Here is a 15,036-nt window from a genome sequence, read left to right as displayed (position 1 = left end):
TAATTCCTTTTGAACTCAGTGATTATGTGCCTGGGATCCGAAACGAATCTTCGCTTCCGAATCGATCAAGAAGGTGGATTCGGTCACCACTCTCTGACCTTCTTCGAGGCCTGAGACCACTTCCGTCCATGAATCAATATTCTTTCCGGTTTTTATAGAAACCGCCTTAAATCTATCCGGTCCAGTTTGAACGTAAGCGATCTTTTGCTTTCCAGTGTCTAAGATCGCCGAGGAAGGAAGAGAAAGTACAGAAGGCAGAGACACCTCGATCGTGGACTCTCCAAACATTTGAGGCTTTAAAAGTTGCTTCGGATCCGAAACCTCGCTTCTAAGTCTTAATGTACGGCTATTCTTGTCTAGAATCACATCGATACTCTTGATTTTACCCTGAAACTCTTTGTCGGGATAAACATCAGTTTTAAACCGAATAGGAAGTCCAACTTTCACGATCGCAAAATCAGATTCATAAATCTGAGAATATATGTGAGCCCTTCCAGACTTTCCGCCTAGAATGAGTTCAGATGGATCTCTTTGTCCGGAGGTCCATACTCTTATTTGTTCAGTAGATAAACCTAATTGACGAAGTCTTAATTGAAGGCTCCTTACCACATTCGAAGCACCAGAGTCAGAAGAAATCAAATCCACAGTACGGATCGCTTCCTTGTATTCGTTCAAGGCAGCAAATAATTCCGGATCGTAAGCCACATTGGAATATGCGCTAATTTTTTTGACCAGATTTCTGTGACCAACCAGATCAGTCTTAATTCCAATCGATTGCTGCTTTTCCTCGGAGAGTATAATCTCTGGAGACTGAGTATCCGAAGTTTTCTCGTCCACTCCCTGTCCATGATCTGAGTGAAAATCATGGCCCGTAGAACTCTCGATGCTCTGAACAGAATGAGAAGAATGATCGCTACCCTCTTCTTTTTTGACCAGGTCCATATTACAAATCGGGCATGTTCCTGGACGATCCGAGGTGTATGTTGGATGCATTGGGCAGTAGTAAATATCCTTCTTTTTGCCGCAGCTCGTTAGAGCAATAGAGAAAAGCAAAAGAAGCAGGACGAGACTTCGAGTAGACCTAAACATATTCCAACTCGAAATCCAAAAGTGAATCCGAGAATCCCTCCGACTATTCATGGACCACTTCCCCGCATTGCTTCATTTTAGGATCGTATGGGTTGCGCACTTCCTTGCCCAAGGCAATCCACTTCTTCTTGGCCATAGGGCAATAAAATACAGAGACTCCGGATTTATCGTGGTGTCCAACTACTGGAATCAGCTCTACAGACAATTTGTGAAAAAGCTCCCTTTTCTCAGCTTCGTTCGTAGTAGAACCCAATTTTTCCGCAAAAGGAATCGCCTTTTTAAAATACTCTGTATCCTTTTTGCGATCCGCTTCTCCCTTGAGCAATTGCACTAGCTTTGCAGTGTCGATTTTTCCAGTCTTTCCTTCATAAAGCTCTGAGTGTATCCTCGCCACTTCTCTAAGTACAAAAGTTTCTTTTCCCTCATGAGCAAACATGTTTTGGATCGTTAGAATATTACAAAGTGCAAATATAGTTAAAAATTTTCTCATTTTTGTTCTCCATTTTCGTGTTTTTGGTGTGCCGGCACTTCTGATGCCTCATAAATCAAACTAAGCAATTTAAGCGTAGTGATTATCGTTTCGTTCTTCTTTTCTTTGAGATCTTCTAGGCGAATTTTTGCGTTCCATACCTCTGCTTGCGCCATTAATGTATCCTGAATACTTGCTTTTCCAGGAGCATATAGGGTAGAACTGACTCGTACCGCCCTTTCCATTTCCGGAATCAATTTCTTTTCCACGATTTGTATCTGGTTGGAAATTCCTCGGAGCAGTTCTAGATTGCGCTGGAGCTCCGAAGAGATCTGTGCTTTTACTTTTTCCGCGGAATCTTTCCCCGCAGCCGCAAAATGCTCAGACTCTCCAGTAACCGAACTCCAGTTCAAAGCGGACCAAACAGGAACGCGCATATTGACTCCAAAACTAAACAAATCTCCTCTGTATTCAGTCACGTCCATCGGGCCGTACTGAAGCGGACCTTTATCGATCGCAAATGTCTGAGACCTGCGCTTCATGTAGGAAAAGAAGACCTCAGTTTGCGGAGCGATCGAGTATTTGGCCAGTTTTGCTTGCTCAGTGAGCCTCTTTTCTTCTGCTATCCCAATCTTATAGTCCGGTGTTTCTTCGATAGAATAACCGGAAGTATTAACGGCTATATTGTTCAACTTGAGGAAGCTCTCCTCAAAAAAACGATCTAGATCCAAATTACTCAATTCCGATACGGACAATTGATTTGGAATTTCATAATATTTTAATTGAGCAGACAAGTCTCTCTGAACTGTAGCCAGCTCGGTCTCTCTTTCCATCGCTTCGGTCTTTGCAATCGATGCTTTGATGGCACCGGTAAGTGGAATCCCTCCGGAGGAATAATAAGATTCGGAAATGGACCTCTGTGCCCCTAAAAGTTCTACAATTCTATTGTTGATCTGCCTTTTCTTTTCCGCTCTTTTGATCCGATTCAGTCTGATCAAAAAATCACCTAACAAGCGATTGACTCCCACCAAGTAGGAAAGATTGGCTTCGTTCTCCATGATCTTCGAGATTCTCTTTTCGGTTCCTAGTTTCCCTGGAAAGGGAAACTCCTGGGATACAGAAAGCTCGATACCGGTCATCGTCGGAGTGTCCGGGGCCTTATCACTTAGCGAAGGTCCGTTCCGTACCGGAAAATTGCGATACGCGAAACCGATCTTCGGATCAGGCAAAATCCCCGACGCATCAGAATGGGACTTATGCGCGTGCGATAACCCGGCTAAGGATCTCGATTCCGGATGTTCTTGAGCAAGAATTTGAAGTATTTCTTCTAATTTCTTTGTTTCCGCCTGTACTGGAAAGACCAGGAGGATAGAGATAAAACCACAAAATATGGCTATACGATTCATAATTTCTCCTTAATTCGTTGGGAAAAAATGAATCTTTTCTAAATTAAAAATACTTGTAATAGGATATTGGTAGGAAGGTTTTTAGATCGCGAAAATTGTATTTCGGATTGGAATATTAAATTTCTTTGATTAACGACTAGGTCTCTATTCGCAGTCGCTTCGAATACCGAAAGATTTTCTAAAGTAACTGAATCGATCTGGTGCGAAACCTTGGAAATTTCGGTGGATAAAATCGAATCTGCGGTCTTGGTGCAGCAAGAGTCCGACTTTTCCGGAGTTTTTTGGCTGGATTCTTCCGGATTCGATTTGTGACAAGGAGGCAAGTTTTCCGCGGAGGAAGCGGTATTCTCAGAAATCCCGATGGAGACTCCGATCGGACAGGTCTCTATTTTGCCGCCAAAAGTGGTGCAACCTATGAATACGGCGAATCCCAATGCCGTAACGATGCTAACCCCTTTTTGAAATGTGGAAACCATATCCTTATACTGTTAGACGACCTAGTTTCAAAAACGTCAAGAAAAAGAGTAAGCCTGGTAAACCAGTCGTTCTATTCCCCAAGCATATGCCATAGTCTTTCAGAGTTTTGCATTTCTAAGTCTCAAAGCATTCATGACTACGGAAAAGGAACTTAAGCTCATAGCTGCTCCCGCGATCATAGGAGAAAGTAATATCCCGAAAAAAGGATACAATAAACCGGCAGCGATCGGGATCCCTAGAAAGTTGTAAGCGAAGGAAAAGAAAAGATTCCAACGAATGTTTTTCATCGTTTCTTTGCTGAGTTGAATCGCCTTGGAAATCCCCAAAAGATCACCTTTCACTAAAGTAATAGATGCACTTTGGATCGCGATCTCGGTTCCTGAACCCATCGCAATTCCTACATCGGCCAGAGATAATGCAGGAGCATCGTTAATTCCGTCCCCAGCAACGAGTAGGACTTCCTTCGGTCCTTTGGCGTTCTTAACGATTTGTCTTTTCCCTTCCGGACTCAACTCGGAAGAGATTTCTGTAATTCCGATCTGAGATCCTACTTTTTCCGCAGATACTTTGGAATCTCCGGTTAGCATCACAATTCGAATTCCGAAAGACTGGATATTAGAAACTGCTTTTGGGGTAGTCTGTTTGATCGGATCTGTGACCGCGATGATACCCAGCCATTTTTCTTGGTTTGCGACCCAAATGACTGTCTTTCCTTGAGCGAGAAATTCGTTTTCTTTCTCCTCAATGTTTTTAGGAAAGGTTGCGATCTTCCATCCGGTCTTTTTTCCTATAAACACTTCTTCGGATCCGATTTTTCCTTTGACTCCGTTTCCGGTTAAAGAGGCAAACTCGGTTAATTCAGGAATTTGTAATTTAGATTCATATGCTTTTCGAACAATTGCCTTTGCGATCGGGTGCTCGCTCCTGGACTCCAATGAACAGGCTACTCTTAGTATTTCTTCCTCCTCAGGAAAAATATCCGTTACTCCCGGTCTACCTTCCGTCAAGGTTCCGGTTTTATCCGTAAAAAGAATCGTACCTTTCTCAGTCTTTTCCAGGGCCTCTGCGTTTCGAATCAAGATCCCATTTTGAGCTCCGATCCCCACTCCGACCATAACCGATATTGGAGTAGCAAGTCCAAGAGCGCAAGGGCACGCGATGATTAACACCGATAGAGAATTCAAAATTGCATAAGAGAGAGAAGGATCAGGACCGAAGAAAAACCAGGAAAAGAAAGTAATCACCGCGATCAAAATCACTACAGGAACTAACCAACCTGCAACCCTGTCCGCCAAACCTTGGATAGGCGCTCGACTTCTCTGAGCTTCCTCGACCATATGAATAATCTGTGATAAAGCGGTTTCAGATCCTACCTTATCCGCTCGAAGCACAAAGCTTCCGGTTTGGTTAATAGTGGCTCCGAAAACCCTGTCCCCGATTTCTCTTTTTACCGGCACCGGTTCTCCTGTGAGCATCGATTCTTCTACATAACTAGAGCCTTCTTCGATCACCCCGTCTATTGGTACTTTCTCTCCAGGTTTTACTCTCAGTCTGTCTCCGACTCGAATTTCCTCGATTGGTATCTCTTTCTCGGAACCGTCTTTGATCAGGTGTGCAGTTTTTGGAGAAAGCCCCAGTAATGCTTGGATCGCACCACCAGTTCTTCTTTGCGCGCGAGCCTGTAGGAATTCCCCGAGAATTACCAGAGTCAATATGACGGAAGCTGCTTCGAAGTAGAGTGCGACCTTTCCGTGGGATTTTAGAGAATCCGGAAAGTACCCGGAAAAAAAGAAAGAGATCACAGAAAAGAGGTAGGCGGAACCTACTCCAATCATAATCAAACTATACATGTTCAGATTTCTTCTAAGGAAAGAAACGAATCCCTTTTGAGTTAAAAAGAAGCCGGGCCCCCAGAATACGATTGAGGCAAATACCAGTTGAACCCAATCCCCGTAGCCAAAAACTAGATTGGAGTGAGGAGACATCATCTCTAATGTTGCTAAAAGAAACACCGGAATCGTAAAAATTGTAGACCATAAGAACTTGAAAAAGAGGGACCTGATTTGAGAGTCTTCTTGTTCTAACGTAGATTCTTCCCTACCATGAGGAACTAAGGTCATCCCGCAAATCGGACAATCTCCCGGCTGGTCCTTCCGAATTTCGGGATGCATCGGGCAAACATATTCTAATTTCTTAAATTTCTTTTCTTCTTGCATCTTATTTGACTATAGCCATCCCTACCTTCAAATTCCGGCAGCGAGCCCAGAGAAGCAACTCAAAAGCCGGCTTTCCCGTCTTTCGGTAGATTTGACTAATATCAACAAAAAGAAATGTTATGGCAAGTGAGAGATACTAGTTTCGGTCCAATTCCCGGAAAAGAATGATCTCTTTTGAACTTTCTAAAAATGCACCGCTCTTTTCCGGTGCATGAAAAAATCTCATTGGCTTTTCGGAAGCCGGGAAAGTTTCAGAATCGAGCAAGACCCCGTCTCCATCAAGGAAATAGAAAACGTTATCTACTTCCCCTACAAAATAGTTCCCTGAATGAAATACCGTTTGGTACACTCCACCGGACTTGGATCTTTTCTTTTCGAATTTTATTTTCCCGTTATCGTCATAGAGGCACAATTTATCAGGAAAGCCTACCATTACCTCTCCTTCGGCAGAAACCGAAAGATAGATCTTATGAGGCAAGACACGTCCTAAGTTCCACTCCGAGATTTCACTTCCGTTCTTATCATAAACTCGAATGAAGTCCCGATTTCCTTTCAAAAAATGGACTGCTAATCTTTCTCCATTCTTTGAAAGCCCTAGACTCTTTGCAAATACCGGCTCCTTTAGACCTAACTTTCCAGAAAACAATAGATTACCGCTCCCGTCCAAAAGGAACAATTCCCCTCCGGCAAACAATACTGCTGCCCCACCCTTGTTTTCGCCGCTTTTCAAAGAATATGCAATATCCGTTAAGTATCTTCCGTCCAATTTCTGGGCGCCTAACAGATTGCCGTTCAGATCGGAAACCAAGACCTGGTTATTATCCCCAGCCAAAAACAGTATAAGATTTCCTTCGGGATGAATCCTAGGATAACTGCTAAATTGCTTTGTCCACAAAACCTCTCCGGCCTGGGAATAAAATTCTACAGTTTCTCCGATCTTTCTATAAGATAGGTATCCCTTGGAAATCAAAGGATACTCGATTCGATTAGAGTCGTCGATCGAAATCGCGCTTCCCTCCGGTATTCTAATATACGAATTCTTTAATTTATAACCATTTAATATACTTTCCGGCTCAAAAGAAACTCTAGGATCGACGAACATTCCCAAGGTGGACTCTTTGTTCCAGGCCCAAGTTTTTTGAATCCCTCTTGCTGGCTCATACGGATTTCCCAAAAAACAATAAAAATTGATTAAGAAGAAAAGGCTTAACCCGATGATTTTAGCGATCATACTTCCTTCCTCAAGCGATCATACAATAAATACAAAGCAGTCGTAGCAGCCGCATCCCGAAAACTCTCTCTAGAAAACGGAAAATACAAGCCTCTGACCGTGGTCCCCTTTCCTTTTATGTGGACACCAATGTATAAAGTACCGACTTTTTTGGTCTGAGTTCCTCCTCCAGGCCCTGCTATCCCAGTGAGACTGATCGCTAAATCCGTGCCCAATACATTGACCGCGTTTTCGGCCATTTCCTTAGCTACTTCTTCGCTGACTGCACCGAAGCTCTCCAGGCTAGAAGATTTTACTCCTAAGATCGCTTCCTTTAATGAATTCGAATAAGAGACAACGGATCCCATAAAGTAGTCAGACGAACCAGCCCGATCCGTTAAAAGCTTTGCGACCAATCCTCCTGTGCAACTTTCCGCAGTTCCCAAAGTCAGTTTATGCTTTAGAAGCAACGCAGGTAATTCTTCGAAAACATCTCCGGTGCAAAGTTCTTTGTATTTTCCCTCAGTCTCCGAAATCAGCTGAGAAACAATATCACGGTTAGGCGATTGGTATGTGACCCGAATGTATCCCCTTTTAGCGGCCACTCCCCATATCGCTTTACCTTCCTTAATCATAGAACTGTTTGAAATGAATTCGCTTTGAAATAGAGATTCACTCATTCCCCAGATAAATCTAAAATCTGAAGTTAATTCCTGGGATCGAAAAGTCTCCGATATTTTTGGAGAGAGTTCCTTCCGGAACATTTCCGTCATTTCAGCAGGAACTCCTGGCATGCAGGCAAGGTAGGCTCCAGGTCGAACCTCAGACCAAAAACCGGGGGCAATCCCGACCTTGTTCTCCAAAACTTTTGCTTTGGAAGGAATCGATACTTGTCGAATCGCGGTCGTCAACGCCTCTTCAAAGCTTCTTCCTCTAAGTCGATAGAGAGCTTGTAATCTGGAATATGCTTTTTCGTCTCTAACCGGAACCGAATCCGTCAACTCGCAAACAATTTCTAAAGTGAAATCATCTTCAGTAGGACCGAGTCCGCCCGTCATAACGATGAGTACGGGATTCTCCGCGCTTGCACCCGCAAAGCAGGACTCCAATTCTTTCCGAATCAAAACCGGATCATCCGGCAATACGATAAACTTTTCTACAGAAAATCCTAGGCCAAATAATTCGTTTGCGATCCAGGCAGAATTCGTGTCGTAACTTCGACCACTCGTCAGTTCGGATCCCGTGGAAACGACTGTGATCCGAGGATTGGAACTCATGTTTTTTCCATCCGTTCCGGCGCGGTTACACCCAAGAGTTGTAGTCCCAAAAATAGAACTTCCTTTACGGATTGGCAAATCCGAGCTAAAGCCAGTCTCGTTTCCGTATCAGAATCTTTTAATCTATTATTCTTTGCGATATAGAATTGAGTAAAACTTCTTGCAAGATTCTGCAAGTAGTTCGTCAAGCGATGTGCTTCGAGGCTATTCGCTGCGTCGAGGACCTCCTCTGGAAATCTCGCCAACCAAAATAGGAGTCTTTTTCTTTCTTCTGTAAGCTCCAACTTCTCTAAAGCGGAAGCGCTCGATTGGTCCCCTACTTCCCTAAAAATGGAACACACCCTTGCGTGTGCATATTGAAGATAAAAGACCGGATTTTTTTCCGATTCATCTTTAGCGAGATCCAGATCGAAATCCAAAGGAGAATCCAAGGACCTCATTACAAAAAAGTATCTTCCTACATCTTTGCCGCTTTTACCGAGGAATCCGAGTAGATCCTCCATGGTCTGAAATTCTCCGGCACGCTTGCTCATTTTCACTTTTTGTCCGGCCATGAGCAGATTGACTTGTTGGGCGATAATCACTTGAAAACTTTCTTTAGGAAAACCTAATGCTTGCACAGCACCGGACAAGCGCGCGATATAACCGTGGTGATCAGGGCCCCAGATATCCACGATTTTGTCGTATCCTCTGTGTATCTTGTCTTGGTGGTAGGCAATATCAGAAAGCAGATAGGTAGGACGCCCGTCTTCTCTCATTACGACCCTATTTTTATCGTCTCCGTATTCTTCGGATTTAAAAAGTAGCTTTCCGTCTTCTTCCAAGATCTTTTTTGATTTTTTAAGATCTTCTAATACTCCGACGACCTTTCCGGCATCGTGTAGTGTAGTTTCACTATAAAAGCGATCAAAGCCGACTCCGAACAGATCCAGATCTTTTCTTTGCCATTTCAGGTTAGACTCAACGGCCCACTTGGAACATTTCTCCGCGAGTTCTTTGTATTTTTTTTCCTTTAGCAAATCTTGAATCTCGAGCGAAGTCTTAGAATCATCCAACAGAGTATTTGCAATTTCCTTTAAATACTCTCCTCTATAACCTTCCGAAGGAATCGTATTTTTTTCGAGCAATAGATCTATCGAAGTTCCATCTTCATTTTCCTGGACGCTAAACGATTCACCTAATTTTTCCCGAATCCTGACCAGAGTCGATACTCCGAGTAAAAATACTTGGTTCCCGTAGTCGTTTACATAGAATTCCTTTTCTACTTTGTGTCCGACTGCTTTCAGTAAATTCGCGAGTGCATCTCCGGTGGCTGCTGCTCTTGCGGATACTATGTTTAATGGACCGGTCGGATTTGCGCTGACAAACTCTAGATTGATTTTCAAAGGATCGGCGACTTGAGGAAACGATTCCCCTTTTAGAACCGTTTTCTCCAATACCTGGATCAGATACTTTGGTGAAATTCTAAAGTTCACAAATCCTGGAGGAGTGCAGTCCACCTTTTCAAAAAGATCCGTTTTTGATTGCAGTAGCCCAACCAGAGATTGGGCGGATTCCATCGGTTTTTTTCCGAGAAGCTTGGAATTTTCCAGGGCGAAAGAAGTAGAATAATCTCCAAATGATTCTTCGCGCGAATATTCGATTCGAATCTTCAGCGAACTAGGATCCAAGTCAGGTTTTTCTTTTTTACAATAATCTTCAATGGCCGCTCTCAAAGCGGTCAATACGGTATATTTAATCGTTTCCGTTTCTTTCATTCTTGGTTTTGAATCTTTGCCCTGTATTTCGAAGTCCTTATTCTTGTTTTCCCCAAGCAGGAAGTAGACCTTTTCTTATAGCGATCTTCCAACTAGCATCCAAGGACCTGAAGACCACAATCTTTTCTCTCAATATACAATCAACAGTTCCACAAGTTTTAGATTCGGCCCCGAATACAGGTTTTTGTGGGAGGTCCTTCTTTCCCCAACGCTGTTCCAATACGATCGCGAATACAAGTCCGATCGCGTAGAGCAGCAAAAAGCAGGTCTTAAAGAATTTGTCCAAACTTTTCCCCCATGACTTCGTATAACAAACTTTCCGATTTCAATTTTTTTCCGAGTAAAGGTTTCAATGCCTTGTTACTCAGCCTATCCGCGTCCCTGAGGAGTTCAAGGGAAATCTGTCCATCTTTCAAATCTCGGTATCTTCTGTTTAGACAAGTTTCCACAAATCGAACCAATCCGATCCTGTTTTTCTGAGGTGTCTTGCATTCTCCGCATACGATTTCTAGCTGATCTTCCTCAAGGCTGCAGGAATGCATTTCGTCCAAAGCCTTACCGCAAATCGAGCATTGCAGTTCTTTTGACAGAAAACCGCCTGCATACAATAATTTTAATTTAAAGAAAGGTAAAAAGACAGGCCGAAAACCGTCTTGGTCTAGTTCTTTCAATGCTGCGAGCAAAAGTTTATATTCTTGTGGATGAGCGCCCCCCTGAGTCAAAAAGGAAGAAACCAGTTCCACGAGATAGGATACCAGGACAGTCCCACTATATCCCTGTTTCGCCTGATCGAATCTTTGGATCAAGCCTATCTCTTTCACATTGAACGTGTCTTTTCCTTGTACGTAATAGTAATCGATGGATACCAAGGATCCCGGTTCCACGGCGGCGATCGGTCTAGTTTTACTTTTCTTAATTCCTTTGATCTTAAAACTTGCGACTTCTCCTTCGGAAGGAAGGATTCGAATGAAAGCGTCTCCTTCTCCAACGACTCTGGATTCCATTACGATTCCCGTATTTTTCTTTAAGGACCCAGAACTAGAGTTAGACACAGATCTTCCATTTCCTTCATCAGCATTTCGTCAGACGCACCTCTTTCGTGATCGTAGCCTAACAAATGTAAGAACCCGTGCACTAAAAGTCGGAAAAATTCCTCCTCTTCGGAGTGACCTACAAATTTCGCTTGAGCGACGGTAGTTTCCCAAGAAATCACAATTTCACCGAGCGAGAAGGTTTGTTCTGAAGCCGAGATGCTTTGCTTCGAAACCTCCTCGCGCCAGTTAAGATTCTCGTGCTCTTTTCGAGTTCCCTCCGGTGAGGAAGCGTTATCTTCGGATTTATTCGTTCTAGAAAAAGATTCGTTTAATTCTGGTCTAGCATCTTTCCCGCTTCGTTCGGGTGAAAATCCAGTCTCGTATAATCCCCATTTGGCGACTGCTCTTTCGCCCAGTTTTGGATTGGAGCTCCGTTTTCTGCGATTGCCCTTCTCTATTCCCGGTACCGGTGGAAGTATCCAAGGTTCTTGATCAAAATAAAGCGGGAAAGAAAGCACATCAGTAGGTTTGTTTTTTCCGCGACGAACTCGATTGATTTCCGCAATTGTTTGGTCATCCACAATCATCACGGATAAGAAACAGACTTTATTACGAAACGCGAATGTTGTGAGCTTTTCGATCCGTTCAATGAGACGACTCTCTTCCATCCAGAAAGGGAGCACATATTGCGGTACGTCGTAGGTTAGATCGATCAAGCCAGACTGGTCCTCTCTCTTTCTGCCGCCTTGATCAACGCCGACTTCTTTTTCTCTTCCAAGGCTTTTGTATCCTCCGGCTTAGGATATTTAGGACGAGAATGCAAGCTAGACTGTAGAACTTCTTTAAAGGAAGCCTTGACTATCTCTAGATCTCCTAGGGTCAATCCACAATCATCCAATTGGTTCTCGGCGAGTTTACTATTTACGATCTTGGTGATCAATGCGTCCAAAGATTCGGGAGAGACATCTTCCAGCGAACGACTCGCTGCTTCCAAACTATCTGCGAGCATTACGATCGCGGTTTCCTTTCTTTGAGGTTTAGGTCCTGGGTACTGAAAGTCTTCTTTCCTCAGCTTCTTTTTTTGAGAAGGAGATAGTTCGGATAATGCTTTATGATAAAAGAATGCCATCGTTGAAGTTCCGTGATGCTCCGGAATAAAATCTATCACTTCCCGAGGTAACCTGGCTCTCTTTGCCATCTCTATTCCATCTAACACGTGATCGATGACTATTTTTGCAGCCTTGGAAGGATTGTTCTTATCTATATTTTCTTTCTTAGGGATTAAATGCTGGTTTTCCACAAAAAATCCTGCGTTCGGAATTTTTCCGATATCGTGAAAATATACTCCGACTCTAGTCAGCAACCAATCTAATCCTAAATTTTGTGCGGCCCTTTCCGACATCGCCGCAACTAAAAACGTATGGGTATATGTCGATGGTGCCTTGGTCAATAAATCCTGCAAAAGCGGATGACCTGTGTCCGCAAGCTCCATCAACTTGAAACGAGTCGGTATATTGAATACGTATTCGTAAATCGGAAGTAATAGCTGTGTCAATGTGGAAGCAACAAAGCCGTTCACTAGACAGAGCAGATACAATTTGAATATATTAGATTCCCAAAGATCTCTTAACACCGAACCAGAAGGAACAGTCACCCAATAATATCTAGAATCGAACAGATATCCAGAAGAAGAAATCAACATCTCTACCGCAGCGATATACAAACCAGCTTTAATAAAATCGATCCTCTTTCTCATGTTTCGTCCGAAAGTGGCCGCAACAATCGTAACTACAAAGGCAAGGATAAACGAAGTCGGATTGTATCTCGAGGCCGCGAAAATAAAGAAGGACAGATAAAACCCGATAGCAATGGAGAGCTGCTCGTCATATATCATCGCGAGCAGTAGGCAGACCATTCCGACCGGTACCACCAAAGTGAAATAGAAGATCGCATCGTAACGATTTTCGAAATTATAAAACACCTTGGAAGCTGCATAAGCCCAAAGAACTAACGCCCAAATCAGAGTAAACACGATCACGTTACTCGAAACATCGTTCAAACGTTTAGGATTATACTTCTTTAAGAAAGCATAAACTATGATAACGAAAATCGACTGTATTACTAAAATGGAAAATATGGATGCGATATTTGCCCGAGTAGCGTATCTATTTACGATGGCCAGTTTTTTGTAAATCTCCGGAGTGATGATTTCTCCCGATTTTACTATCACTTCTCCTGCAGTAATCCTACTGTTGATCGGCTCAGCTCGGTCCATAGCCACTTGTTTCTGAATCTTTGTTTCTGAATCATTGTAGGAACAAGCCGGATTGGAATATACGTAAGTAAGAGCCAACTTCTGAATCACTGTCCTAAGAGCAGGATCGGTCGATGGCAATTTATCAGAAGCGATTTGATTCAACAGGAGTACAGTGGCATTATCTCTATACAAGTACATCCGAGGGATGATCAGACCCCCTTCTAAGCTAGAAACCGGCTCCTTATTTGCTCCGATCCCAGAATTCCTGACCCTTGTTTCTCCGGTACGGATTGAAGAGTAATCAGGTGGAACATCCCTGAGTACACAAAAAGAAGAAACGACTAGGTTGGAGTATTGTTGGACCAGGTCCTTTACTCTCCCCCGAGACGGAGCCTTGAGTAGGAGTTCCAAATCCTCTTTAGATCTATTTTTCCAACGCGGTATCAGGGCCACCAATTCGCCTGGCCCTTTTCCCTCTCCACTCGCACGGAAATTTCTGTACTGTTCCATATCTTCCTGCAGAACAGGTCGAATCGTGTCCGTTAGAATCGTATAATCTCTGTCGAAATAGAAAGGAGCAGATTGATAAGCTTGCAGCTTCTTGGCCTTTGTCTTCTCTTCGTCCTCGTAGACGATATCTTTCGTAGAGATGATTTTCTCGACCGAAGTTTTTCCCTCTGAATACGCACCTTCAGGAGATAGATCTATTTTATCCTGCCCGAAGAAAGGGATCGCGAGCATCCAAGTCACTACAAGAAGTGTAATGATCGTCAGAGTTACTTGGAACTTTCGGACAAAGGAAATCGGCCGAACCTTCGTAAGAGTGTCGGTAATCCAGGCCATTCCGTTTTCCAAGAAGGAACCGAAAGGAAACATAAGTTTTATAACTCCTCGAACTTCCGGACGATGGTCTCTACCAGAGGATGCCTTGTTATATCCTCTTTTCCAAAGAAAACCAAACCTATTCCTTCGGTATTTCGGAACAAATTTACGACTCGATCAAAGCCGGAGCGCCCATGCTCCAGGTCTATTTGAGTTACATCTCCAGAAATGCACATTCTTGAGTTGCGACCCAATCTGGTCATGATCATTTTAAGTTGAGATAATGTACAGTTTTGGGCTTCGTCTAATATAATAAAACTATTAGAAAGAGTTCTACCTCTCATAAATGCTACCGGCGCGATTTCTATTTTGGTAAGCGCGATATATTCTTGGGTTTTTTCGAAACCGATGCATTCGTTCAAGGCGTCATAGACCGGACGAAGATACGGGTCCACTTTCTGATTCAAATCTCCTGGCAAAAAGCCGAGATTTTCGCCAGCCTCGACTGCCGGCCTGGTCAACACGATTCTATCAATGACCCCATTTTGCAAAAATCTGCAAGCTGTCGCGACTGAAAGAAAAGTTTTACCTGTTCCGGCCGGACCAACCCCGAAAGTGATCAGGTTATTTAAGAAAGATTGAATGTATTTATCCTGATTTTTTGTCCGGGGATAAAGATGCTTTCCACGATATGTAGTAAGAATCTTTTCTGTCGGCTTAAACGGCTCGTTGGAGCGATCATCCTTTTTTCTTTCCCTGGTAGCTTGCTTCAGTAGATAGCTGAAATCGAAAGAATCCGTCAGATCCCTGTCAGGTCTATCCCTGTAATTTGTCTCCAGTAGTTTAAAAAAATCTAATGCAAAATCGACCTTTTGAGAATTTCCTTCGACTTGAAATCCGTTTCCCCTGGGGATCAGGCCGATCTCCAACTGCTTTTCCAGGACTCTTACTCCGTTATCGTTAATCCCGCAGATTTTCCGATACAAGTCCTGGCTTTCGAAAATAAACTGTTCTTTCCTAAT

13 protein-coding genes and 1 pseudogene are annotated in these 15,036 nt (G+C 43.3%); all 14 read right to left on the bottom strand.

The window, feature by feature from the left end:
* Positions 1 to 15 precede the first annotated feature (15 nt).
* Positions 16 to 1,089: a heavy metal-binding domain-containing protein gene (locus CH373_RS12635; RefSeq protein ID WP_100713339.1), complete on the bottom strand. Its 1,074-nt coding sequence runs from the start codon at positions 1,087 to 1,089 to the stop codon at positions 16 to 18.
* 43 nt (positions 1,090 to 1,132) lie between these two features.
* The gene (locus tag CH373_RS12630; RefSeq protein WP_100713179.1) at positions 1,133 to 1,579 is read right to left on the bottom strand and encodes an LIC13259/LIC11441 family protein; all 447 of its coding nucleotides are present in this window, start codon (positions 1,577 to 1,579) and stop codon (positions 1,133 to 1,135) included.
* Entirely contained in the window at positions 1,576 to 2,964 is a 1,389-nt protein-coding gene (locus CH373_RS12625) for a TolC family protein (protein WP_100713180.1), read from the bottom strand. The genes CH373_RS12630 and CH373_RS12625 overlap by 4 nt, the downstream gene beginning before the upstream one ends.
* 38 nt (positions 2,965 to 3,002) lie before the next feature.
* Positions 3,003 to 3,440, bottom strand: coding sequence for a hypothetical protein (locus CH373_RS12620; protein ID WP_100713181.1), 438 nt, complete (start codon positions 3,438 to 3,440; stop codon positions 3,003 to 3,005).
* A 99-nt stretch (positions 3,441 to 3,539) separates the two neighbouring features.
* Positions 3,540 to 5,657 (bottom strand): copper-transporting P-type ATPase, encoded by a 2,118-nt coding sequence (locus tag CH373_RS12615; RefSeq protein ID WP_243393380.1) that lies wholly within the window; start codon positions 5,655 to 5,657, stop codon positions 3,540 to 3,542.
* Positions 5,658 to 5,793: 136 nt separating this feature from the next.
* Complete coding sequence (locus CH373_RS12610) at positions 5,794 to 6,888, bottom strand: hypothetical protein (protein WP_100713182.1); 1,095 nt, start codon at positions 6,886 to 6,888, stop codon at positions 5,794 to 5,796.
* Complete coding sequence (locus CH373_RS12605) at positions 6,885 to 8,144, bottom strand: nicotinamide-nucleotide amidohydrolase family protein (RefSeq protein ID WP_100713183.1); 1,260 nt, start codon at positions 8,142 to 8,144, stop codon at positions 6,885 to 6,887. The genes CH373_RS12610 and CH373_RS12605 overlap by 4 nt, the downstream gene beginning before the upstream one ends.
* Positions 8,141 to 9,901 (bottom strand): arginine--tRNA ligase, encoded by a 1,761-nt coding sequence (gene argS / locus CH373_RS12600; RefSeq protein WP_100713184.1) that lies wholly within the window; start codon positions 9,899 to 9,901, stop codon positions 8,141 to 8,143. Before argS ends, CH373_RS12605 begins: the two co-directional genes overlap by 4 nt.
* A gap of 37 nt (positions 9,902 to 9,938) precedes the next feature.
* On the bottom strand, positions 9,939 to 10,187 hold the full coding sequence (locus CH373_RS12595) for a hypothetical protein (protein WP_100713185.1): 249 nt from the start codon (positions 10,185 to 10,187) through the stop codon (positions 9,939 to 9,941).
* A complete protein-coding gene (gene recO, locus CH373_RS12590; RefSeq protein WP_100713186.1) occupies positions 10,171 to 10,953 on the bottom strand; it encodes a DNA repair protein RecO in 783 nt (260 codons plus the stop codon). The genes CH373_RS12595 and recO overlap by 17 nt, the downstream gene beginning before the upstream one ends.
* Entirely contained in the window at positions 10,926 to 11,522 is a 597-nt protein-coding gene (gene ybeY, locus CH373_RS12585) for an rRNA maturation RNase YbeY (protein WP_480174969.1), read from the bottom strand. Before ybeY ends, recO begins: the two co-directional genes overlap by 28 nt.
* Positions 11,505 to 11,603: pseudogene (locus CH373_RS18980) on the bottom strand (hypothetical protein); the annotation flags it as partial. The pseudogene CH373_RS18980 and the gene ybeY, both read right to left, overlap by 18 nt.
* 44 nt (positions 11,604 to 11,647) lie before the next feature.
* A complete protein-coding gene (locus tag CH373_RS12580) occupies positions 11,648 to 14,068 on the bottom strand; it encodes an HD family phosphohydrolase (protein ID WP_100713188.1) in 2,421 nt (806 codons plus the stop codon).
* A 5-nt stretch (positions 14,069 to 14,073) separates the two neighbouring features.
* Positions 14,074 to 15,036, bottom strand: a complete 963-nt coding sequence (locus CH373_RS12575) for a PhoH family protein (RefSeq protein WP_100713189.1) — start codon at positions 15,034 to 15,036, stop codon at positions 14,074 to 14,076.

It is taken from the genome of Leptospira perolatii (assembly GCF_002811875.1).
GTDB classification, from domain to species: Bacteria; Spirochaetota; Leptospiria; order Leptospirales; family Leptospiraceae; genus Leptospira_B; species Leptospira_B perolatii.
This window is presented reverse-complemented; position numbering and strand designations above follow the sequence as displayed.

What these genes read in the sequence shown, in the direction of transcription:
- CH373_RS12635 (WP_100713339.1), bottom strand. Translation starts at nt 1,089, where the DNA reads ATGTTTAGGTCTACTCGAAGTCTCGTCCTGCTTCTTTTGCTTTTCTCT.
- CH373_RS12630 (WP_100713179.1), bottom strand. Translation starts at nt 1,579, where the DNA reads ATGAGAAAATTTTTAACTATATTTGCACTTTGTAATATTCTAACGATC.
- CH373_RS12625 (WP_100713180.1), bottom strand. Translation starts at nt 2,964, where the DNA reads ATGAATCGTATAGCCATATTTTGTGGTTTTATCTCTATCCTCCTGGTC.
- CH373_RS12620 (WP_100713181.1), bottom strand. Translation starts at nt 3,440, where the DNA reads ATGGTTTCCACATTTCAAAAAGGGGTTAGCATCGTTACGGCATTGGGA.
- CH373_RS12615 (WP_243393380.1), bottom strand. Translation starts at nt 5,657, where the DNA reads ATGCAAGAAGAAAAGAAATTTAAGAAATTAGAATATGTTTGCCCGATG.
- CH373_RS12610 (WP_100713182.1), bottom strand. Translation starts at nt 6,888, where the DNA reads ATGATCGCTAAAATCATCGGGTTAAGCCTTTTCTTCTTAATCAATTTT.
- CH373_RS12605 (WP_100713183.1), bottom strand. Translation starts at nt 8,144, where the DNA reads ATGAGTTCCAATCCTCGGATCACAGTCGTTTCCACGGGATCCGAACTG.
- argS (WP_100713184.1), bottom strand. Translation starts at nt 9,901, where the DNA reads ATGAAAGAAACGGAAACGATTAAATATACCGTATTGACCGCTTTGAGA.
- ybeY (WP_480174969.1), bottom strand. Translation starts at nt 11,522, where the DNA reads ATGATTGTGGATGACCAAACAATTGCGGAAATCAATCGAGTTCGTCGC.
- CH373_RS12580 (WP_100713188.1), bottom strand. Translation starts at nt 14,068, where the DNA reads ATGTTTCCTTTCGGTTCCTTCTTGGAAAACGGAATGGCCTGGATTACC.